General features: G+C 68.7%; 15 protein-coding genes. 11 read left to right on the top strand and 4 right to left on the bottom strand.

The features are described 5' to 3' along the window. The first annotated feature begins 250 nt into the window (after positions 1 to 250). Both QP552_RS15980 and tsaB read left to right on the top strand, forming a co-directional pair. On the top strand, positions 251 to 2299 hold the full coding sequence (locus QP552_RS15980) for an ATP-dependent DNA helicase (protein ID WP_111113214.1): 2049 nt from the start codon (positions 251 to 253) through the stop codon (positions 2297 to 2299). A gap of 9 nt (positions 2300 to 2308) precedes the next feature. Beyond that, the gene (gene tsaB / locus QP552_RS15975) at positions 2309 to 3022 is read left to right on the top strand and encodes a tRNA (adenosine(37)-N6)-threonylcarbamoyltransferase complex dimerization subunit type 1 TsaB (RefSeq protein ID WP_286074041.1); all 714 of its coding nucleotides are present in this window, start codon (positions 2309 to 2311) and stop codon (positions 3020 to 3022) included. A 501-nt stretch (positions 3023 to 3523) separates the two neighbouring features. Here tsaB and QP552_RS15970 read toward each other — a convergent pair. Both QP552_RS15970 and gshB read right to left on the bottom strand, forming a co-directional pair. Beyond that, on the bottom strand, positions 3524 to 4408 hold the full coding sequence (locus QP552_RS15970) for an energy transducer TonB (protein ID WP_106551028.1): 885 nt from the start codon (positions 4406 to 4408) through the stop codon (positions 3524 to 3526). Further along, the gene (gene gshB, locus QP552_RS15965; protein ID WP_286074040.1) at positions 4408 to 5355 is read right to left on the bottom strand and encodes a glutathione synthase; all 948 of its coding nucleotides are present in this window, start codon (positions 5353 to 5355) and stop codon (positions 4408 to 4410) included. The genes QP552_RS15970 and gshB overlap by 1 nt, the downstream gene beginning before the upstream one ends. 240 nt (positions 5356 to 5595) lie before the next feature. Here gshB and pilG point away from each other — a divergent pair, with 240 nt between their 5' ends. From pilG to QP552_RS15930, 7 genes are all read left to right on the top strand, one after another. Further along, complete coding sequence (gene pilG / locus QP552_RS15960; RefSeq protein WP_005418455.1) at positions 5596 to 5997, top strand: twitching motility response regulator PilG; 402 nt, start codon at positions 5596 to 5598, stop codon at positions 5995 to 5997. Positions 5998 to 6015: 18 nt separating this feature from the next. Then, positions 6016 to 6378 (top strand): response regulator, encoded by a 363-nt coding sequence (locus tag QP552_RS15955; protein WP_005410717.1) that lies wholly within the window; start codon positions 6016 to 6018, stop codon positions 6376 to 6378. Then, positions 6378 to 6908 carry a chemotaxis protein CheW gene (locus QP552_RS15950; protein WP_005410716.1) on the top strand — a complete coding sequence of 177 codons (531 nt, stop codon included), beginning with the start codon at positions 6378 to 6380 and terminating at the stop codon, positions 6906 to 6908. The genes QP552_RS15955 and QP552_RS15950 overlap by 1 nt, the downstream gene beginning before the upstream one ends. Before the next feature lie 41 nt (positions 6909 to 6949). Next, positions 6950 to 8986 (top strand): methyl-accepting chemotaxis protein, encoded by a 2037-nt coding sequence (locus QP552_RS15945; RefSeq protein ID WP_286074039.1) that lies wholly within the window; start codon positions 6950 to 6952, stop codon positions 8984 to 8986. Between the two features lie 100 nt (positions 8987 to 9086). Further along, the gene (locus QP552_RS15940; RefSeq protein WP_111113210.1) at positions 9087 to 15662 is read left to right on the top strand and encodes an Hpt domain-containing protein; all 6576 of its coding nucleotides are present in this window, start codon (positions 9087 to 9089) and stop codon (positions 15660 to 15662) included. Continuing rightward, entirely contained in the window at positions 15649 to 16983 is a 1335-nt protein-coding gene (locus QP552_RS15935; RefSeq protein WP_111113209.1) for a chemotaxis protein CheB, read from the top strand. The genes QP552_RS15940 and QP552_RS15935 overlap by 14 nt, the downstream gene beginning before the upstream one ends. Next, positions 16980 to 17444: a chemotaxis protein CheW gene (locus tag QP552_RS15930; RefSeq protein ID WP_005410712.1), complete on the top strand. Its 465-nt coding sequence runs from the start codon at positions 16980 to 16982 to the stop codon at positions 17442 to 17444. The genes QP552_RS15935 and QP552_RS15930 overlap by 4 nt, the downstream gene beginning before the upstream one ends. Before the next feature lie 104 nt (positions 17445 to 17548). Here QP552_RS15930 and QP552_RS15925 read toward each other — a convergent pair whose 3' ends face one another. Next, positions 17549 to 18286 carry a 16S rRNA (uracil(1498)-N(3))-methyltransferase gene (locus QP552_RS15925; protein WP_111113208.1) on the bottom strand — a complete coding sequence of 246 codons (738 nt, stop codon included), beginning with the start codon at positions 18284 to 18286 and terminating at the stop codon, positions 17549 to 17551. Next, positions 18277 to 19668 carry an adenosylmethionine--8-amino-7-oxononanoate transaminase gene (gene bioA / locus QP552_RS15920; protein WP_286074038.1) on the bottom strand — a complete coding sequence of 464 codons (1392 nt, stop codon included), beginning with the start codon at positions 19666 to 19668 and terminating at the stop codon, positions 18277 to 18279. The genes QP552_RS15925 and bioA overlap by 10 nt, the downstream gene beginning before the upstream one ends. A gap of 77 nt (positions 19669 to 19745) precedes the next feature. Between bioA and nudE the strand changes: the two genes are divergently transcribed. Both nudE and cysQ read left to right on the top strand, forming a co-directional pair. Next, the gene (nudE, locus tag QP552_RS15915) at positions 19746 to 20309 is read left to right on the top strand and encodes an ADP compounds hydrolase NudE (RefSeq protein WP_005418435.1); all 564 of its coding nucleotides are present in this window, start codon (positions 19746 to 19748) and stop codon (positions 20307 to 20309) included. After that, the gene (cysQ, locus tag QP552_RS15910) at positions 20306 to 21109 is read left to right on the top strand and encodes a 3'(2'),5'-bisphosphate nucleotidase CysQ (protein ID WP_099552045.1); all 804 of its coding nucleotides are present in this window, start codon (positions 20306 to 20308) and stop codon (positions 21107 to 21109) included. Before nudE ends, cysQ begins: the two co-directional genes overlap by 4 nt. Positions 21110 to 21115 lie beyond the last annotated feature (6 nt).

Genomic DNA, 21115 nt, shown 5'->3' with positions numbered 1-21115 from the left:
ACGGAGCGCGTCCGTCCGTCACCCGGAAACTGTCGAAGGCGGGTCGGGAGGGCAGGCAGGACCGTTGGCGCCATGGATGGCGCCATCGAGCCCCCAGGGATGGGTTTACGGCGTGTCCTGCCTGCCCCTCCCGACCCGCCCAGCACGTAGAAACCCAGAGCCATGAACCAGGCTGTTGCCGTTGCTTTCGCTGGTGCCCTGGCTTGAAACGGGTGCCGGGCAGCGCCCGGCCGGGTATCCTTTCCCTCTGATGTCCGATCTTGTCCATGCCAGCCGCGAAGCCCTCAGCGACGGCGGCGCGCTCGCCTCGCATCTGGACGCCTTCGTCCCGCGCCCGGCCCAGCTGCGCCTGACCGAAGCCATCGCCGACGCGATGCAGCAGCGCGATCTGTTGCTGGCCGAGGCCGGTACCGGTACCGGCAAGACCTTCGCCTATCTGGTGCCGGTGCTGCTGTCCGGGCTGCGCACCATCATCTCCACCGGAACCCGCGCGCTGCAGGACCAGCTCTACCACCGTGACCTGCCGCGTGTGCGGCAGGCGCTCGGTGTCGGCCTGCGCAGCGCGCTGCTGAAGGGGCGCGCGAATTACCTGTGCCGCTATCGCCTGCAACAGGCGCGCGGCGAACCGCGTTTTTCCAGTCCCGAACAGGCCGCGCAGTTCCAGCGCATCCTGGCCTGGTCCGGTCGTTCGGAGTTCGGCGATGTCGCCGAACTCGACGGACTGGCCGACGATTCACCGCTGCTGCCGATGGTCACCTCCACCGTCGACAACTGCCTGGGCACCGATTGCCCGTTCTGGGACGACTGCTTCGTGGTGCGTGCGAGGCAACGCGCGCAGGCCGCGGACGTGGTGGTGGTCAACCATCACCTGCTGCTGGCCGACCTGGCATTGAAGCAGGATGGCTTTGGCGAGTTGTTGCCGGGGGCGCAGGCCTTCGTCATCGACGAAGCGCATCAGCTGCCCGAGTTGGCCGCGCAGTTCTTCGGCGAAGGTTTCGGCATGCGCCCGTGGCAGGAACTGGGCCGCGACTGCCTGGCCGAAGCGCGTGGCGTGGGAGGCGCGCAGTCGGCGCTGCAGGAACCGGTCGACCAGTTGCAGCAGGCGCTGTTGGCGCTGCGCTCGGCGATGGAAGGGCTGCCAGCGCGTGGCACGCAATGGCGTGCACTGGCGATGCCGCAGGTGCGTGATGGCTTCGACACGGTGATGGCCGGCCTGGTGACGCTGGAACAGGCGCTGCAGCCGCTGCGCGAAGCGGCTGCCGGCCTCGATGCCTGCCATGCGCGTGCGCGCGAAGCGGTTTCGCGGCTCGGCCGCTGGCTGGGCGATGACGAACCCAGCCTCGATTTCGATACCGATCCGGCGGAGACCGCCAGCGCCGCCGACGTGCTCTGGTACGAGCTAACGCCGCGTGGTTTCCGCTGCCAGCGCACGCCGATGGATGTGTCCGGCCCGTTGCGCGAGCATCGCGAACGCAGTCGCGCCGCATGGATCTTCACCTCGGCGACGCTGACCGTCGGCGGCGGATTCGATCACATCGCCACGCGCCTGGGCCTGGACGATCCGCACACGCTGGTCCAGCCAAGCCCCTTCAATTGGCCCAAGCAGGCGTTGTGCTACCTGCCCGAAGGCCTGCCCGATCCGGCCGCACGTGGTTTCGGAACCGCGCTGATCCAGACCCTTCGGCCGGTGCTGCAGGCTTCGCAGGGCAGGGCGTTCCTGCTGTTCGCCTCGCACCGTGCGCTGCGCGAGGCAGCCGAGGCGCTGCGCGACGGGCCGTGGCCGCTGTTCGTGCAGGGCGAGGCGCCGCGCGCGACCCTGCTGCAGCGCTTCCGCGAATCGGGCAATGGCGTGCTGCTGGGCTCGGCCAGTTTCCGTGAAGGCGTGGACGTGGTCGGTGAGGCGCTGAGCGTGGTGATGATCGACAAGCTGCCGTTCGCGGCACCGGATGACCCGGTGTACGAGGCGCGGCTGGAGGCGATCCGCAGCCAGGGCGGCAACCCGTTCCGCGATGAACAGCTGCCGCAGGCGGTGATCGCATTGAAGCAGGGCGTCGGCCGCCTGATCCGCAGCGAGAGCGACCGTGGCGTGCTGGTGCTGTGCGACCCGCGCCTGCTCAACCGGGGTTACGGCCGGGTGTTCCTCGATTCACTGCCACCGTTCCGCCGTACCCGCAGCCTGGCCGATGTGCAGGCCTTCTTTACGCCACAATGGGCGCCCGTGGCCGATGATGCCGTTCCGACCGCCGCCGCCGCGGCGGGCCCGGAGCCGGCGCCCGGTGCCACGTTCCCCCTGTTCTGACCTGATCCGATGAAACTGCTCGCCTTTGAAACCGCCACCGAAGCCTGTTCCGTTGCCCTGCATGTCGATGGGCAGGTGCTGGAACGCTTCGAGATCGCCCCGCGCCGGCATGCCGAACTGAGCCTGCCGTGGGCCGAGGCGCTGCTGGCCGAGGCCGGCATCAGCCGTCGCCAGCTGGACGGCATCGCCCTCAGCCGTGGTCCTGGTGCTTTCACCGGCGTGCGCCTGGCGATCGCCATCGCGCAGGGCATCGCACTGGCGCTGGATCGTCCGTTGCTGCCGGTGTCCACGTTGCAGGTGCTGGCGCTGCGTGCTCCCGTTGAAGAAACGCAGATCCTGTCGGCGATCGATGCACGGATGGGTGAACTGTATGTCGCCCGCTTCGAGCGTGTGGACGGCCTGCCGCTCGCGCGCGATGGCGAGCGTGTATGTGCACCGGCAGCAGTGGCGCTGCCGGACGGGCTGTCGGCCTACGGCGTCGGCACCGGCTTCGGCGCGGCCGACGGCGCGCTGGTGGCGCAGTTGGGCAGTGGCCTTCGCGGATTCGATGCCACGGCATTGCCGCGGGCGTCGGACGTGCTGGCACTGGCGATGCCGGCCTTCGCGCGTGGCGAGGCGATTGCGCCGGAAAAGGTCGAGCCCGCGTACCTGCGTGACAACGTGGCACTGACCCTGGTGGAGCAGCAGGCCGCGCGCGAGGCGAAGGCGAAGGCCAACGGCTGAGCCCCTCGTGGCGGGGTTGGTTGGTCGTGTAAATCAAAAGCCGCGCTTGGCCGGGCGGGTGGGCTGCGCAGGGGGCGCTGCAAGTACTTCCCTGTAAGCTCGGTCGCCGCATCCATGCCGCGGACACCCCCGCGAACCCACCCCGCCCGGCCTCGGACAGTTTCCGTGCGCGTCCGCCACGGAAAATCAAAAAGAAAATCAAAGTCAAAAGCGGATCGCTTCGCTCGCATCCACGCATGGCGTGGATGTGTGTCGACCAAGGTCGACACCTACCAAAAGCGATGATGCGCCGCGATCTGTCGGAGGTGGGGCGGTGTCGGGTGGCGGGGTATCCGCGGCATGGATGCCGCGGCTAAGCCTACAGGGACGTACTTGCGGCGTCCCCGCCGCCCGACACCGCCCCGCCAAGCCTCAGTACACCGACCGCCGCTGTTGCCGTTGCTGTTGCCGTTGCTCCAGCCTTGCAGCGGGTCCCGGGCCGCAGGCCCGGGCAACAAACCTCTACCGGTCGTCGTGCAGGGTGCCGCCCGGCAGGAACACCCATGTACGGGTGACCTGCAGGATGTCGATCTCGTCCTCGGTCTTCGGCAACGGCGGGAACGGCTGCGCCAGCTGCACCACCCGCAGGGCGGCCTCATCCAGCAACGGCGTACCGCTCGAACGCAGGATCCGGCTGCTCTCCACGCTGCCATCGCGGCGCACGCCCACGCTGATCACCACCTGGCCGCCGAGGCGGCGCTGCCTGGCCTCATCCGGGTAATTCAGGTTGCCTACCTTCTCCGCACGGTCGACCCAGGCGCGCAGGTAATTGGCATAGGCATATTCGCGCGTGCTGGCCGACACGAACTTGCGGTTCGGGCGCTTGGCGTACTGCGCCGAGCGCAGGTGCACTTCGGCAGCCAGCCGCGCCATCTCCACGTCGCGCTGTTCGCGTGCGCTCAAGGGCGCATCCGGTTCGGGCTGATCCGGTGTGGGGCGGGACTGTGCCTGCGCCACCACTTCTTCGCCATTGCGGCTGCTGACCACCCGTGCCTGTGGCGGCGGAACCGGCGCGGCCGATTGCTGCTGCTGTGGAACCGGGCTGATTCCGGACTGGGCCTGCGGCACGATGCCGGCCTGGTTGTCGCGCGGACGCTGCGCGCGGTCATGCTCGCCACCACCTTCCTGGTTGGCGGCAGCCAGGAAGTCGGCCTGTTTCGGGGTCAGCGCGGTGCGGGTCTGGCTGAAGATCACTTCCAGCGTCGGCACCAGCGGCGCATCGCCCTTCACGGCGAAGCCCACGCCCAGGATCAGCAGGGCGTGGACCAGCACCGACAGCGCGATGGTCGCCCCCAGCCGTTGCGCTTCGCGCGGCGGCGGGGGCAGTACGGCAGGTGCGGCAGGCATCAGCGCAGGCCGGCCTCGAGTGCGTCGAACAGGGTGCCGGCGATGTTCAGGCCGTACTGTGCGTCCAGTTCGCGCACGCAGGTCGGGCTGGTCACGTTGACCTCGGTCAGGTAATCGCCGATCACGTCCAGGCCGACGAAGCGCATGCCGCGGCGCTTCATCTCCGGGCCGACCTGGGCGGCGATCCAGCGGTCGCGTTCGCTCAGCGGCCGGCCTTCGCCACGGCCACCGGCGGCCAGGTTGCCGCGGAATTCATCACCCTGCGGGATGCGCGCCAGGCAGTAGTCGACAGGCTCGCCATCGACCAGCAGGATGCGTTTGTCGCCGGCGGTGATGTCCGGGATGAATTTCTGCGCCAGCGCCATCCTGCGGCCACCGTCGGTCAGCGTTTCCAGGATCACGTTCAGGTTCGGATCGCCCTGGCCGCTGCGGAAGATCGAGCGGCCGCCCATGCCGTCCAGCGGCTTCAGCACGGCCTGGCCATGCTCCAGCGCGAAGGCCTTCAATGCCTTGGCATCGCGGCTGACCAGGGTGGGCGGGCAGCACTGCGGGAACAGCAGGGCGGCCAGCTTCCCGTTGTAGTCGCGCAGGCCCTGCGGGTTGTTGACCACGCAGGCGCCGGCAGCTGCAGCCACGTCCAGCACCTGGGTGTCATAGATGTACTCGGCGTCGACCGGTGGGTCCTTGCGCATCAGCACGATCTGGCCGGGGCCGAATTCGGTGCGGCTGAATGCGCCCAGCTCATACCAGCCGGCCGGGTCGTCGCGCACCTGCAATGGCGCGGTCTGGGCCACCGCCACGCCGCCCTCCAGGGCCAGGCCGCCCGGACGCACGTAGTGCAGGGCATGGCCGCGGCGCTGGGCTTCCAGCAGCATGGCGAAGGTGGTGTCCTTGGCGATCTTGATGTGGGCGATGGGATCCATCACCACGATGACGTTCAACGGCATGGGCGCACCTGTCAGGCAAGGCGTTGATGGTAGCGGCAACGCCGGTCGCGCGCCTCCCCGCCGTCCTGCAACGCTGCGTCCGCCCGGCGCTCGCGCAGTCATTGCGAAACCCGTCACGTTCAGGAGGCTGCCATGCCCCACGCCGTGGGGCGGCCTTGAAGCGGGCGCGGAAAGTGCGATATAGATACGCTTTCGTAGCGGCCCCCGCCAGAGATCGGGCCGTGCGCTTGGGGATAGGCAATGACTGAAAACACGACTGCGGGCGGGGAACTCGCAGGACTCCGGGTGATGGTCATCGATGATTCGAAGACCATCCGCAGGACTGCGGAAACGCTGCTCAAGCGCGAAGGCTGCGAGGTGGTCACCGCCACCGACGGCTTCGAAGCGCTTGCGAAGATCGCAGACCAGCAACCGCAGATCATCTTCGTCGACATCATGATGCCGCGCCTGGACGGGTACCAGACCTGTGCGCTGATCAAGGGCAACCAGCTGTTCAAGGCGACCCCGGTCATCATGCTCTCGTCCAAGGATGGCCTGTTCGACAAGGCGCGGGGACGCATCGTCGGCTCGGAGCAATACCTGACGAAGCCTTTCACGCGTGAAGAACTGCTGGGTGCCATCCGCACATACGTCAACGCCTGACCAGGGGGGAAAGGCACAATGGCTCGTATCGTTCTGATCGAGGATTCACCGACCGACCGCGCGGTGTTCACCCAGTGGCTGCGCCGTGCCGGCCACGAGGTGCTGGAAGCGGACAACGCCGAGGATGGACTGCAGCTGGTGCGCGACCAGGTGCCGCAGCTGGTGCTGATGGACGTGGTCCTGCCCGGCATGAGCGGCTTCCAGGCGACCCGGGCGATGGCCCGTGACGCGGCGATCAAGCACATCCCGGTGATCATCGTCAGCACCAAGGCGATGGAAACCGACAAGGCCTGGGGCCTGCGCCAGGGCGCGGCCGATTACATCGTCAAGCCGCCGCGCGAGGATGAACTGATCGCGCGGATCAACGAACTGGTGGCCTGATGCGCTCGCCCTTCGACATCCTCGAAGCCTATGAACGGCGCAGCCTGGCCCACGCGGTGCAGCTGCCCGAACGGCAGTTCGCGCAGGATCTCTGGCGTGGCGTGGGGTACCGCGTCGGCCAGCGCCGGCTGGTGTCCGATTTCCGCGAAGTGGTGGAGATCGTGCCGATGCCGCCGGTCACCCCGGTGCCGTGCGCCCAGCCGTGGCTGCTGGGCGTGGGCAACCTGCGCGGCAACCTGTTCCCGGTGGTCGACCTGAAGTACTTCCTGGAAGGCACGCGTACCGTGCAGCAGGAAGGCCAGCGCGTGCTGATCATGCGCCAGGCCGGTGGCGACGTCGCGCTGACCATCGATGAACTGTTCGGCCAGCGCAGCTTTGAACTGGACCAGCAGATCGCGGCCGGCACGCTGGCCGAAGGGCGCTACGGCCATTTCGTCGATCGCGCCTTCCACGCCGACGGCCATGACTGGGGCGTGTTCTCGCTCTCGCTGCTGTCGCGCACCCCTGAATTCCGGCAAGCCGCGGCCTGAGGCCGGGCATCGCCCCCTGCATTGAAGATCGAGGTTGAACGATGAGTACTGCTTCGGACGCCACCAAATCCGGCAAGCTGCGGCTGGGCGGCAGCAACCTCTGGCTGTTCCTGCTGCTGGCATCGATGATCCTGTTCGGCGTCAACACCGGCGTCGCCACCTGGCAGGGCAGCCGCCTGGCCGACGCCGGCTCCAAGGCCGCCGACCTGCAGGTGCTGTCGCAGCAGCTGGCCAACCAGGGCCGTGATGCCGTCGGCGGCAACGCGCAGGCGTTCACCGCCTTCAAGGCGACCCGCAATGCGATCGAACAGAACGTGTCGACCCTGCAGGGACGCTACGGCAAGGAGCCGGGCGTGTCCGGCCCGATCACCACGCTGGGTGAAACCTGGGCGCCGCTGGGCAAGCAGGCCGGGCAGCTGGTGGCCAGCGAGCCGGCGGTGCTGGCCCTGGCCGGCAACGCCAACAACTTCACCGGCGCGGTGCCGGGCCTGCAGGCCCAGCTGAACGAACTGGTGCGCGCGATGTCGGCCTCGGGTGCGCCGTCGTCGCAGGTGTACAGCGCACTGCAGCAGGTCGTGGTGGCCGGCTCGATGGCTCGCCGCGTGACCGAAATGCGTGCCGGTGGCAGCGCCGCGGCGACCTCCGGCGACGCCCTGGCACGCGACATCACCGTGTTCTCGCAGGTGCTCGACGGCCTGCGCAACGGCAACGAAGAACTGGGCATCACCGCCGTGCGCGGTGCCGCCGCCGTCGCCGCGCTGGAGCAGTCGCAGCAGAAGTGGGAAGCGATGAAGCAGGACGCCGACGCGATCCTGGCCAGCTCGCGCCAGCTGTTCGCCGCGCAGTCGGCGGCCACCGCGCTGGGCCAGGGTTCGGCGCACATGCTGGACGACAGCCGCAAGCTGTTCGAGGCCTTCTCCTCGTTCGGTTCGGTGTCCGATACCCGCCTGTTCCCGAACTTCTGGATCGGCGTGGTGTCCGGTGCGCTGTCGCTGATCGCGATCATCGGTTTCGTCTCCACCAACGTGCGCAGCCGCTCGCGCGAGCAGGAACTGCGTTACCAGACCCAGGTGGAGTTCAACAGCCGCAACCAGCAGGCCATCATGCGGCTGCTGGACGAAATTTCCTCGCTCGGTGAGGGTGACCTGACGGTGAAGGCCTCGGTGACCGAGGACATGACGGGCGCGATTGCGGACGCAATCAATTACGCGGTCGACGAGCTGCGCCACCTGGTGACCACCATCAACGACACCTCGGCCAAGGTCGCGCTGTCCACCCAGGAAACCCAGGCCACCGCCATGCAGCTGGCAGAGGCAGCGGGCCACCAGGCCAACCAGATCACCTCGGCGTCGGACCGCATCGGCGAAATCGCGGCGAGCATCGAGCAGGTGTCGCGCAACTCGGCCGAATCGGCCGACGTGGCACAGCGCTCGGTGGTGATCGCCGCCGAGGGTGCCGGCGTGGTGCGCGAGACCATCCAGGGCATGGACCAGATCCGCGACCAGATCCAGGAAACCTCCAAGCGCATCAAGCGCCTGGGCGAGTCGTCGCAGGAAATCGGCTCGATCGTGGAACTGATCAACGACATTTCCGAGCAGACCAACATCCTGGCGTTGAACGCGGCGGTGCAGGCGGCTTCGGCCGGTGAAGCCGGCCGCGGTTTCGCGGTCGTGGCCGACGAAGTGCAGCGCCTGGCAGAACGCACCTCGGGCGCGACCCGACGCATCGAAAACCTGGTGCAGGCCATTCAGGCCGATACCAACGAAGCGGTCACCTCGATGGAACAGACCACCGCCGAAGTGGTGTCCGGCGCACGCCTGGCCGAGGACGCCGGCACCGCGCTGACCGAAATCGAGCGCGTGTCCAATGCACTGAACACCCTCATCAAGAACATCTCCATCGCCGCCCAGCAGCAGTCGGCCGCGGCCTCGGACATCACCCGCACCATGGGCGTGATCCGGCAGATCACCGGCCAGACCTCGCAGGGTGCCGGGCAGACCGCCGAATCGATCGGCCACCTCGCGCAGCTGGCGGCGGACCTGCGTCGTTCGGTCGCCGACTTCAAGCTGCCGGCGTGACGCGGGCAGGGCGGCGAGCAAGGAACCAGTCGATGAAGCATTTCCATTCCCCACGCCAGAACTCGCGCGGCCTCCGCGCGGCGGCGAACGGAGCGCGTCCATGAGCAGTCTGCGCGATGCGATGAGCCACGCAGCGCTGGGCTGGGTCAAGCCCGAGCTGGACGAGACCCTGCGCCAGGTGCGCAACGAGGTCGAGTACTACGCGGAAGACCCGACCGATGCCAGCCGCATGCGCATCTGCGCCGGCTACCTGCACCAGGTGCAGGGCACCCTGCGCATGGTCGAGCTGTATGCGCCGGCGATGGTGGCCGAGGAGCTGGAACAGCTGGCCCATGCCATCGGCGCCGGTGGCGTGGCCGATCGCGATGAAGCCTGCGCAACCTTGATGCGCGGCAGCGTGTTGCTGCCCGACTACCTGGAGCGCCTGCAGAACGGTCATCGCGACATTCCGATCGTGCTGATGCCGTTGCTCAACGAGATCCGCGCCGCGCGTGGCGAGGACGGCGTGCATGACAGCGTGCTGCTGGCGTTCGCGCCGGACAGCGTCACCGCCACCGAAGCCGAGCTGGACCATGCCCGTGGCAGCCTGAGCGGGCGCAACCGCGAGCTGCTCGACACGGTTGGCAGCGCGGTGAAGGAAGAACTGCTGCGCATCAAGGACGCACTGGACCTGCACCTGCGTACCGGTGGTGCACCGGAACAGCTGCAGACCCAGGCCAATGAGCTGGGTGCGGTGGCCGATACGCTGGGCATGATGGGCCTGGGCGTGGCCCGCGGTGTGGTCGTGCAGCAGCGTGATGCACTGCGTGGCGTGGTCGAAGGCCGCCAGCAGATCGACGAAAACCTGCTGCTGGATATCGCCGGCGCGCTGCTCTACGTGGATGCCTCGCTGGATGACCAGGTGGCCCATCTGGGCGCCGGCGGCAGTGGCGAGGACGATCCGAGCGCAGTGGAGAACCGGCGCACGGTAGAGGTGCTGGCCCATGAGGCCATCGCCAACTTCGCCGCCGCCCGCGAGCATTTCGTCGCTTTCATCGAAACCGGCTGGCACCATGCGGAGCTGCAGGACGTGCCGCGCCTGCTGGGCGATGTCTCCGGTGCGCTGCGCATGCTCGACCTGGGTACCGCTGCCGACTACCTGCGCGGTGTACAGCAGTACATCGAGGCGGAGCTGATTGGTCGCCAGCGCGTGCCGAGCGGCCGCCAGCTGGACACCCTGGCCGACGCCATGGCCAGCCTGGAGTACTACCTGGAAGCCCTGCGCGACCGTCGTCCGGGCCGCGAGGACATCCTCGACATTACCCGCAGCAGCCTTGAGGCGCTGCGCTACTGGCCGCTGCCGGACCGCGATGCGGCCGAGCCGGCACTGTTTGCGCCGCAGCCCATCGAGCGCGAGCCGGTTTCGCTGCTGGCCACGGCACTGCAGCCCGAGCACATCGAGATCGCGGTACAGTCGGCCGCGCCGGCACCCGGTGAGGTGCCGGTACCGCTGCCGGACTTCACTTTCGATCCGCCGCCGGCCACGCCTTCGCCGGTGGCGGTGGACAACAGCCTGATGTTCGGTGGGCTGGGATCCGTCGCCTCCGCGCCGCTGTCGCTGCATGACGAGGCGGATGCACCGCTGGTCTTTGCCGCTTCCAGTGCACCGGCGCCCGAGGTCCCGCAATGGGATCTGGCACCGTTCCATCCGGAGGCCGATCCGCTCGCACCAGCGGACGATGAGCGCAGCCCGACGTTTGCCAGCTTCGATCCGGTCAGTTTCGAACAGGTCGATGCAGGGCAGGGGGCCGCCACGCAGTGGACGCTGCCGGTACAGTCCGGTGCGACGGCTGGCCTGGACGTCGAAGACACCGCCGACGCGACGCTGTCCATCGAGACCGGCACGCATGCCGCACCGGTGTTCGACCCGGTGGCCGCCGAGCATGATGCGGTTTCTGCAAGCGACGACGTCGTGTTCCGTTTCGATGCCGACTCGCTGGATAACGCCGACGATGTGCTGTCGCTGCACGCGATGGAAACGTTGTCGCTGGACGACGATGCCGCGCTGCATCCGTCGCTGGAGAGCGTCGATGCCACTGCCCCTGGGGTGGTGGAAGAGAACCCTGTTGCCGCAGAACCGGACATCACCCCTGTGGATGTGCCGGTGGAAACGCCCGCGCCGCTTGCCGATGCGCCGGCAGCGGCGGTGTCGATGATCGACATCGACACCATCGCGCCGATTGATTTCAGCGAAGCCGACGCGCAGTTCTTTGCCGAGCTGAGCGCTGCCGCCGCGGACTTCAATCCGCAGGCGACCCCGACGCCGGCCGATGCGGAAGCGCCGGTCGCCGTGGGCGACGCGGAAGGTGCAGAAGCCGGCTTCGAGGCGGGTTTCGACGACGATGCCGAGAACATCGACGAGGACATCCGCGAGGTGTTCCTGGAAGAGTTCGACGACGAACTGGCCAACCTCGGTACGTTGCTGCCGGCATGGCGCATGCAGCCGGACAACATGGACCGTCTGCGTCCTATCCGCCGCATCTTCCACACGCTCAAGGGCAGTGGCCGACTGGTCGGTGCACGCACCCTGGGTGAATTCGCGTGGAAGATCGAGGGCATGCTCAACCGCGTGCTCGACGGCAGCCGCCCGGCGACGCCAGCCGTGCTGGCCATGGTCGACAACGCGCATGCCGCGCTGCCGCAGCTGAACGCCGCACTGCGCCATGGCCAGCGGATCAGCGTGGACCTGCAGGCGATGCAGGCCATTGCCGATCGCGTCGGCGCGGGTGAGGAAACCTATTACGTACCGCTGCCGGTTGCGGCTGCTCCCGCCGCACCGGTGGTCGAAGCCGATGGCGAGGACGAGATCAGCCGCATCCTCGAAGCCGAAGCAATGGCGTCGGTGCAGGCTGAAGCCGATGCGGACCCGGCGCCCGAAGCACTGGGCACGCCGGCCAACATCGACAGCGTGCTGCGCGAGATACTGGAAGCCGAAGTGGAAGTCCACCAGGCGACCCTGCAGGACTGGCTGCGCTCGGCGCAGCAGGCGCCGCAGCCGGTCAGCGACGCGCTGCTGCGCGCGGTGCACACCATGAACGGCGCCTTCGCGATGACCGAAGTGCCGGAAATCACTGCCGTTACCGGCGGTGCCGAGTCCTACATCAAGCGCGCGCTGGCCGCGGACGTGGTGCCGGGCGACGAGGGCGTGGCTGCACTGGATGCGACCGCGCAGGCGATCACCGCGACCATGGAAGCGCTGCAGGCCGAACAGCCGCGCATCACTCCGCAGGAAGCGCTGGTGCAGCGCCTGCAGGCGCTGGCCGGTGAACTGCCGGAAGCGCGCTGGCCGATGGTCGGGCTGGAGGACGACGACGAGGATCTTGCGCTGGAGACCGGCGAGACCGGTCCTGCGTTCGAAGCTGCTGCGCCCGGGATCGAACCTGCCGGGCCCGAGCTGGAACCGCTTGCCGCCGATGTGCAGGCCGCCGGGACCGCGGGCGCGATCGACACAGGCCTCGATGTCGGCGAATTGACCGGCAGCGATGATCTGTCGCGATACTTCGATGCCGGATGGCCATCGGTACCGGGTGAAGGCGAAGCCATCGCCGAGGGCATCGGATCGATTGAATCGATCCAGCCCGTCGAGAGCGAGCCGGTTGTTGCGACGACCGACGTGGACGCCGCGACGACGCCTGTCGCCGAGGCCGATCTGACCGCCGCGGACGACCTGTCGCCCTACCTCGACGCCCGCGCGCTGCCGGTGGATGACCGCGACGCCGATGAGATGCCGGTGTCCGTGGAAGTTGACGCAATCGACCTGAATACGTCGATGTCCGCTGGCCTGGGCGATGCCGACGCCAGCCTCGACGACGACGCTGCTGCACTGCCACTCGACAGCGAGCTGTCGAGCCTGCAGGATGAAATGGCTGCGCCGGGTTTTGCAGAACCGGTCACGCTGGCAGCCGCGCTCGAGGCCGGCCTGCACGTGATCGACGAAGAGCAGACCCTGGACGACGACGGGCAATGGCCCGTGCTCGGCCTCCAGGCCAGCGAACTCGCGCCGGGCGAGGCGGAAGCCTTTGCCGAGGATGCGGACGTCGGCGGGGAGGCGGCGGTCGGCGAAGGAGAGAGCGCCGATCAGCCGTCCCCGGCGACGGTGAACGAGGTGAGCGCTGCCGAAGCACTGCAGGCCACCGCCGAGCCGGTGCGGTTCTTCGAACTGGAAGATGCACCGGGGCAGGGCACGGCCGATGTCGATGCCGCCGAAGCCGACGCTGTGGAGCGTGCCCCGCTCCACGATGAAGCTTCCACTCCGGAAGACTCCGCGGACGGCGCCGATGCGCTCGACTTCAGTGTGTACGACCGCGAGCTGGTCGACATCTTCGTCGAGGAAGGCAAGGATCTGCTTGACCACTGCGATGGCCTGATCAGCGAACTGCGCGATGCGCCGCAGGATCGAGAGGTCCTGGCCGGCCTGCAGCGTGACCTGCACACCCTGAAGGGTGGCGCACGCATGGCCGGCATCAATGCCATCGGCGACCTTGGCCACAGCATCGAATCCCTGCTGGAAGCCGTGGCGGCCGGCCGCACCGAGATCGAACGCCGCGACGTGCAGCTGCTGGAGCGTGGCTTCGACCGCCTGCACCAGCTGCTCACGCGGACCGGTGCCCACCGCGTGGTGGAGCCTGCACAGGATCTGGTGGAGGCCTTCGAGGTCCGCACCACCACCGATATCGCGGCGGCCGCTGCGGCCGCGCGTGCGGCCAGCGAGGCCGAAACTGTGCCGGCACAGGCTGCGGGCCCGCTGGCGACGCCGGCCGATGCCCCGCTGTCGGCACCGCTGCCGGCCGAAGGCGTGGCCGACGAAGACCCGTCGGCCCGTCCGCAGCAGGAACAGGTGCGCGTGCGCGCCGACCTGCTCGACCGCCTGGTCAACCACGCCGGTGAAGTGGCGATCTACCGTTCGCGCCTGGAACAGCAGCTCGGCGCCTTCCGTGGCGCCATGGGCGAACTGGAGCGCACCAATGCGCGTCTTCGCGACCAGCTGCGCCGCCTCGACCTGGAAACAGAGGCGCAGATCGTCGCCCGCTACCAGCGCGAGCAGGACCAGGCTGACCAGAAGTTCGATCCGCTGGAACTGGACCGTTTCTCGACCCTGCAGCAGCTCAGCCGTGCGCTGAACGAGTCCGCCGCCGACCTTGGCGGCCTGCAGGGCGTGCTGGACGATCTGTCGCGCCAGTACGACTCCCTGCTGCAGCAGCAGTCGCGCGTAAGCTCGGAACTGCAGGACGGCCTGATGCGCGCGCGCATGGTGCCGTTCGATGGCCTGGTGCCGCGCCTGCGCCGCGTGGTCCGCCAGTCCGGCATGGATACCGGCAAGCAGGTCCACCTGACCCTGGAAGGCACTCACGGCGAACTGGACCGCAACGTCCTCGATCGCATGGTCGCGCCGCTGGAGCACATGCTGCGCAACTCCGTGGCCCATGGCCTGGAAGCGCCGGAACAGCGTCGCGCCGCTGGCAAGCCGGAGGAGGGCGAGATCGCCATCCGCCTGCATCGCGAAGGCTCGGAAATCGTGCTGGAAGTGGCCGACGACGGCGCCGGCCTGGACCGCGAAGCGATCCGCCGCCGCGCCATCGACCGTGGCCTGCTGGCTGCCGATGCGCAGCCTAACGAGCAGGAACTGGACAACCTGATCTTCGCCTCTGGTTTCACCACCGCCGACCAGGTCAGCCAGCTGGCAGGCCGAGGCGTGGGCATGGACGTGGTGCGCAACGAAGTGCGCCAGCTGGGTGGTTCGGTCGACATCCAGTCGGTGCGTGGCCAGGGCGTGCGCTTCACCCTGCGCCTGCCGCAGACGCTGGCCGTCACCCAGGCGGTGTTCGTGCAGATCGGCGAAACCACCTTTGCGGTGCCGGTCGCCTCGGTCAGTGGCATCGGCCGCCTGTCGCGCGAGCGTTTCGAAGCGGCCGACAGCAGCTATCGCTACAGCGGCGAGGACTATCCGCTGTACGACCTCGGCAGCCTGGTCGGGCAGGCTCCGGCGCGTGCCGATGGCCAGGACCAGGTGCCGCTGCTGCTGGTCCGTGCCGGTGACCTGCGTGCCGCCGTGGCGATCGACCAGGTGCTGGGCAACCGCGAAATCGTGGTCAAGCCGGTCGGCCTGCAGATCGCTTCGGTGCCGGGCATCTACGGCGCCACCATCACCGGCGATGGCCGCGTGGTGGTGATCCTGGACGTGGCGCCGCTGGTGCGTCGCTTCCTCGCCAACCCGACGCTGCCGGTGCTGGCCAACGCCCCGCGCCAGGAGCGCCAGGTGCCGCTGGTGATGGTGGTGGACGACTCGCTGACCATGCGCAAGGTCACCGGGCGCATTCTCGAACGCCACAACTTCGAGGTCAGTGTCGCCCGCGACGGCGTGGAAGCACTGGAGCGCCTGGAAGAACGCGTGCCCGACCTGATGCTGCTGGACATCGAGATGCCGCGCATGGATGGCTACGAGCTCGCCACTGCGATGCGCGCCGACCCACGCTACAAGGACGTGCCGATCGTGATGATCACCTCGCGCAGCGGCGACAAGCACCGCCAGCGCGCCTTCGAAATCGGCGTGCAGCGCTACCTGGGCAAGCCGTACCAGGAGCTGGACCTGATGCGTAACGTGTACGACCTGCTGGGGATCGCCCGTGTCCGTGAGTGAAGCCCAGGCGGTTCCGGCCGTCGCCCTGCTGGCCCGCCCTGGCGCGGCGCGCGAGCGCTTGCGCGAGGCGTTGTCGCATGCCGATGTGCAGCTGGTGCTGGAAGACGACCCGAACGGCCTGGAGCCGCAGCTCCTGCAGGACGCGCGTCCACAGTTCGTGGTGATCGCGCTGGAGGCGGCCATCGAGGATGCTCTGGAACGGCTTGAAGCGGTGCTGTCCGCACCGGGCCTGACCCTGGTCTTCGACGAGGCCGAACTCGCGGCGCGCCGTGATGGTTGGGAGGCACAGCGCTGGGGCCGCCACCTGGCCGCCAAGCTGCACGGTCACCAGCAGGTGCTGCCGCCGGGTGCGGAAGACGAACCCGCCCTGCAGCTGGAACCGGGTCACCCGGCACCGCCGCCGGCACCACGGGAGGAAGCGCTTCAGCCGCATCTGGACCAGGCATTGAGCTGGGCGGACGAAGTGCCGGCGGACAGCCTGTATGCGCCACCGGCGCACCTGCACGAACCGATCGCGCTGGAGCAGGCACTGGCCGCGCTGCAGCCGGTCGTGCCGGAGCCGCTGGAGGCAGTGCCGATGCAGCCGGTCGCCACGCCCGCCGCACCGGTTACGCCGCCGGTATCCTTCGACCACACCGCGTGGTCGCTGGTCGATGACGTGGCAGACGTACCCGCGGCCACCGGCCACAGCGCCGCGGTGGAAGCGCCGCTGCCATCCTTCGATACCGATCACCTCAGCCTGGTGGACCTGGACGCTGCGGCGCCTGCGGGCGCACGTGCCGGCTCGCTGCTGGTGCTGGCCGGCATTGGTGGCCCGGATGCGCTGCGCCGCCTGCTCGGCGCGCTGCCGTCGTCGCTGAGCGTACCGGTGCTGGTGCACATGCGCCTGGATGGCGGCCGCTACGGCAACCTGGTCAAGCAGATGGCACGCGTGTCGCCGTTGCCGGTGCAGCTGGCCGAAGCCGGCCAGCGGGCCGTCCCCGGTGAGGTGCACGTGCTGGCCGATGACATCGGCGTAAGCGTGACCGCCGACGGCCTGCATTTCCTCAGCGATGCACAGGGTATCTCGCTGGCCGCGCTGCCGGCGGAGCACACTGCGCTGGTGCTGCTCAGTGGCGCCGACCTGGCCCATGTCGGGCCGGCACTGGACCTTGCCGCAGCCGGTGCCTGGGTGGCCGGCCAGGTGGGCGAGGGCTGCTACGACCCCGCCGCGGCGACGGCCGTGGTGGCTGCCGGCATGGTGGCCGGCGAACCGCAGGAGCTGGCGCAGGCGATTGCCGCGCGCTGGGGCGAGCAGGACGACAACGGAGACGCACCATGAGCTATGCCAGCAATGACGAAATCCGCGGCGTCCTGATCCAGGCCGGCAACGAGCGCGTGCTGCTGCCCAATGCCACCGTGGCCGAAATGATGTCGCGGGTGCCGGTACAGCCGGTCTCCGATGCACCGCGCTGGCTGGTCGGCGAGATCGGCTGGCACGGCTGGCAGGTGCCGCTGGTGTCGTTCGCGCGGCTTTCCGGGCTGGGCGAGGAAGCGGTGGGTGGCCACAACAAGGTGGTGGTGCTGAAGGCCCTGAGCGGCAACGCGCAGCGCCCGTACTACGCGCTGCTGACGCAGAATTTCCCGCAGTTGATCTCGGTGCCGCGCGATGGCCTGCTGGCCGATGCTTCCGAGGAAACCCTGCCGCAGATCGTGCACATGCGCGTGTTGCTGGGTGAGCAGAGCGCGTTGCTGCCGAACCTGGACGCGCTGGAAGCCGCCCTGGATTCGCTGGCGGCCTGATGGGGAATCCGCCGGGCATGGCCCGGCGCTACCACAGGTGACCCGGATTCCCGGGGTAGCGCCGGGCCATGCCCGGCGAGCGCCGCGGTCACCGGACCTGCGCCTTATCCCAGATCCCCCAACCGCGCCTGCAATGCCGCGATCGCGGCCAGACCGGCCGTTTCCGTGCGCAGGATGCGCGGGCCCAGCTGCAGCCCCTGGAAGCCGGCCGCCGCCAGTTGATCGCGGTCGCGCGGCGACCAGCCGCCTTCCGGGCCGATCGCGATCACGATGCCGCCCGCCGGCGCCGCGTCCAGCGTCGACAGGCGATGGGCACCCAGCGGGTCCAGCGTCAGCCGCAGCGTATCGGCCGGCAGCGTTGCCGCAGCCTGCGCCAGTGACAGCGGCGAACCCACCTGCGGAATGCGCGCGCGCCCGGACTGGCCGCAGGCCGAGGTCACCACGTTGTTCCAGTGCGCCACGCGCTTCTCCGCGCGCGCGGCATCCAGCTTCACCTCGGTGCGCTCGGCATTTACCGGAACGATGGCGCTCACGCCCAACTCGGTGGCCTTCTGCAGGATCAGGTCCATCTTCTCGCCTCGGGCAATGCCCTGCAGCAGAGTGATCGCCAGCGGGGATTCGTTGTCCACCGCCTGCACCGCATCGATGCGCACCTGCACCTCGCGCTTGCCGGCCGCGGTCAGCGTGGCGCTGTAGTCGTGGCCATCGCCGTTGAACAGCACGCAGGTATCACCCTCGCGCAGGCGCATCACCCGCACTAGATGGTTGGCCGTCTCTTCCGGCAGGGTCACGGTCTGGCCGCTGTGCAGCGCCAGGTCGATGGGGCAGCGGGTCACGCGCATGCAATCGCCTCGTCAATCGCCGCCAGCGTGGTATGTGCCAGCAGCTCCAGTTGTTCGTCATCCACGCAGTAGGGTGGCATCCAGTACAGCACGTCGCCCAACGGACGCAGCACCACGCCACGTTTCAGCGCGGCCTTGTAGGCGTGCAGTCCCAGTCGCAGCGCCGGGTCGAACGGGGTGCGCTTGTTGCCATCACGCGACAGCTCGAAGGCCACCACCATGCCGGCCTGGCGGACGTCGGCCACGTGCGGATGGTCGCTGAATGGCGCAGCCAGCGTGCCCATCACCGAGGCGATGCCACGGTTGCGGGCGATGACATCGTCGTCGCGGAAGATGTCCAGCGTCGCCAGCGCGGCCGCACAGGCCAGCGGGTTGCCGGTGTAGCTGTGCGAATGCAGGAAGGCGCGCTCGCGCGAGTCATCAAGGAAGGCGTCGTACAGTGCCTGCGTGGCCAGTACCGCGGCCAGCGGCAGGAAGCCGCCGGTCAGGCCCTTGGACAGGCACATCAGGTCCGGCATCACGCCGGCCTGCTCGCAGGCGAACAGCGTGCCGGTGCGGCCGAAGCCGGTGGCGATCTCGTCGGCGATCATGAATGCGCCGTGCGCATCACACAGTTCGCGCACACGCTGCAGGTAGACCGGGTCGTGCATGCGCATGCCGCCGGCGCACTGCAGGCGTGGCTCCAGGATCACCGCGCAGATCTCGCCGGGATGCTGGTCGAACAGGGTGGCCAGGCCATCGGCGGCCTGGCGCGCACGATCAGCCGCACTCTGGCCCGGCTCGGCCAGGTAGGCATCGGGCGAGGGCGCGAACAGGCCTTCGGCCAGCAGCGGTGCGTAGACACGGCGGTACAGCGGAATGTCCGCCATCGCCAGCGCGCCAAGGGTCTCGCCGTGGTAGCCGTTCTCCAGCGCGATGAAACGCGTGCGCCGTGGCTCGCCGCGGTTCTGGAAATACTGGAACGCCATCTTCAGCGCGACTTCCACGCCGGCCGAGCCGTTGTCGGCGTAGAACACCTTGGCCAACGGCTCGCGGCCTGGCTGGCGTGGCGCCAGCGCCAGCAGGCGCTCGGCCAGGGTGATCGCCGGCTCGTGGCCGAAGCCCGCCAGCATCACCTGTTCCAGCCGCCCGGCCTGCGCCGCGATGGCGCTGCCGATGCGCGGCTCGGCATGGCCGAACAGATTGGTCCACCAGCTGCTGACGGCGTCCAGGTAGCGGTTGCCGTCGTGGTCGATCAGCCATGCGCCTTCACCACGGGCGATCGGCACCAGCGGCAGGGTATGCGGGTGCTCACGCATCTGCGTGCACGGGTGCCACAGCACCTGCAGGTCGCGTTGCCGCCAGTGCTGGGCCAGCGGGAAGGGGGTTGGGTCTGCTAGCATTTCGGGCTCATGAACATGTTGCTGCCTGCACATTCTATCGGCCCCGGCGCTGGCGCCGGCCGCCGCGGAGATTCCGCATGAACGATGACCGTGCCGGCCGTCGCTTGCCGATCATCCATCGGATCACCGATGAGGAGAACGGCCCCTTCCAGCGCCAGCACCTGGACCTGGAGTTCTCCAACGGCGAACGCCGCCGCTTCGAGCGCCTGGTCAGCCGTGGCCACGGCGCGGTGGTGGTGGTGCCGATGCTGGATGACGAGACCGTGCTGCTGGTACGTGAATACGCCGCCGGCATGCACCGCTACGAGCTGGGCCTGGTCAAGGGCCGGATCGACGCCGGCGAAACCCCCGAGCAGGCCGCCGACCGCGAGCTGAAGGAAGAAGCCGGTTACGGTGCGCGCCGGGTCGACGTGCTGCGCGCAATGACCCTGGCCCCGACCTATATGAGCCATCAGTCGTGGCTGGTGGTGGCACGTGACCTGTATCCGGAAAAGCTGGCCGGTGACGAGCCGGAAGAACTGGAAGTGGTGCCGTGGAAGCTGGCCGAACTGGACCAGCTGATGCTGCGCGAGGACTTCTCCGAGGGACGCTCGCTGGCGGCGCTGTTCATCGCGCGCCAGTGGCTGCAGGGAACGCGATGATCAAACTGACCACGGACCTGCGCGAGACCGCCATCGCCATCGCCCAGGAAGCCGGACAAGCCATCATGCAGGTGTATGCCGATGGCTTCGAGGTGCAGATCAAGGATGACAACAGCCCGGTTACCGCCGCCGACCTGGCCGCCAACCTCGTGATCGAGCAGGGCCTGCAGCAGCTGACTCCGGACCTGCCGATCCTGTCCGAGGAATCGGCGCAGGTGGGGTGGGAGCAGCGGCGCCACTGGGGCGCGTACTGGCTGGTCGATCCGCTCGACGGCACCCGCGAGTTCGTCAAGCGCAATGGCGAGTTCAGCGTCAACATTGCCCTGATCTACCAGGGCGCACCTGCCTTCGGCGTGGTGCTGGCCCCGGTCACCGGCATCGTCTGGCATGCCATGCGTGGCGAGCTGGCCTATCGCCGGCAGGGCCTGCACGACACCGTGCTGCGCACCCGCACGCCGGCCACCGCACCGCTGCGCGTCGCCGCCAGCCGCTCGCACCGTTCGCCGGAAACCGAGGCGCTGCTGGCGCGCATGGGCCGCATCGAGACCATCGCGCAGGGCTCGTCGCTGAAATTCTGCCGGATCGCCGAAGGCGGCCTGGATGTCTACCCGCGGCTGGGCCCGACCTCCGAATGGGATACCGCTGCCGGCCAGTGCGTGCTGCATGCCGCCGGCGGTGCGGTGCTGTCGGCCGCGACCGGCAAGCCGTTCCGTTACAACCGCCGCGAAACCCTGTTGAACGGCGATTTCATTGCCCTTGGTGATACCAGCCTGCCGTGGCGCGACTGGTTGTCCGACTGACCCTGG

Source organism: Stenotrophomonas sp. 59 (assembly GCF_030291095.1).
Classification (GTDB): Bacteria; Pseudomonadota; Gammaproteobacteria; order Xanthomonadales; family Xanthomonadaceae; genus Stenotrophomonas; species Stenotrophomonas maltophilia_Q.
Note: the sequence above shows the minus strand (reverse complement) of the source record. Positions and strands in the feature narration are given on the sequence as shown.

Bases quoted from the DNA above. Each gene is read 5' to 3' on its own strand.
- bioA (WP_286074038.1), bottom strand. From the start codon at position 19,668: ATGCTAGCAGACCCAACCCCCTTCCCGCTGGCCCAGCACTGGCGGCAA.
- cysQ (WP_099552045.1), top strand. From the start codon at position 20,306: ATGATCAAACTGACCACGGACCTGCGCGAGACCGCCATCGCCATCGCC.
- QP552_RS15930 (WP_005410712.1), top strand. From the start codon at position 16,980: ATGAGCTATGCCAGCAATGACGAAATCCGCGGCGTCCTGATCCAGGCC.
- gshB (WP_286074040.1), bottom strand. From the start codon at position 5,355: ATGCCGTTGAACGTCATCGTGGTGATGGATCCCATCGCCCACATCAAG.
- tsaB (WP_286074041.1), top strand. From the start codon at position 2,309: ATGAAACTGCTCGCCTTTGAAACCGCCACCGAAGCCTGTTCCGTTGCC.
- QP552_RS15945 (WP_286074039.1), top strand. From the start codon at position 6,950: ATGAGTACTGCTTCGGACGCCACCAAATCCGGCAAGCTGCGGCTGGGC.
- QP552_RS15955 (WP_005410717.1), top strand. From the start codon at position 6,016: ATGGCTCGTATCGTTCTGATCGAGGATTCACCGACCGACCGCGCGGTG.
- nudE (WP_005418435.1), top strand. From the start codon at position 19,746: ATGAACGATGACCGTGCCGGCCGTCGCTTGCCGATCATCCATCGGATC.
- pilG (WP_005418455.1), top strand. From the start codon at position 5,596: ATGACTGAAAACACGACTGCGGGCGGGGAACTCGCAGGACTCCGGGTG.
- QP552_RS15970 (WP_106551028.1), bottom strand. From the start codon at position 4,408: ATGCCTGCCGCACCTGCCGTACTGCCCCCGCCGCCGCGCGAAGCGCAA.
- QP552_RS15940 (WP_111113210.1), top strand. From the start codon at position 9,087: ATGAGCAGTCTGCGCGATGCGATGAGCCACGCAGCGCTGGGCTGGGTC.
- QP552_RS15950 (WP_005410716.1), top strand. From the start codon at position 6,378: ATGCGCTCGCCCTTCGACATCCTCGAAGCCTATGAACGGCGCAGCCTG.
- QP552_RS15925 (WP_111113208.1), bottom strand. From the start codon at position 18,286: ATGCGCGTGACCCGCTGCCCCATCGACCTGGCGCTGCACAGCGGCCAG.
- QP552_RS15980 (WP_111113214.1), top strand. From the start codon at position 251: ATGTCCGATCTTGTCCATGCCAGCCGCGAAGCCCTCAGCGACGGCGGC.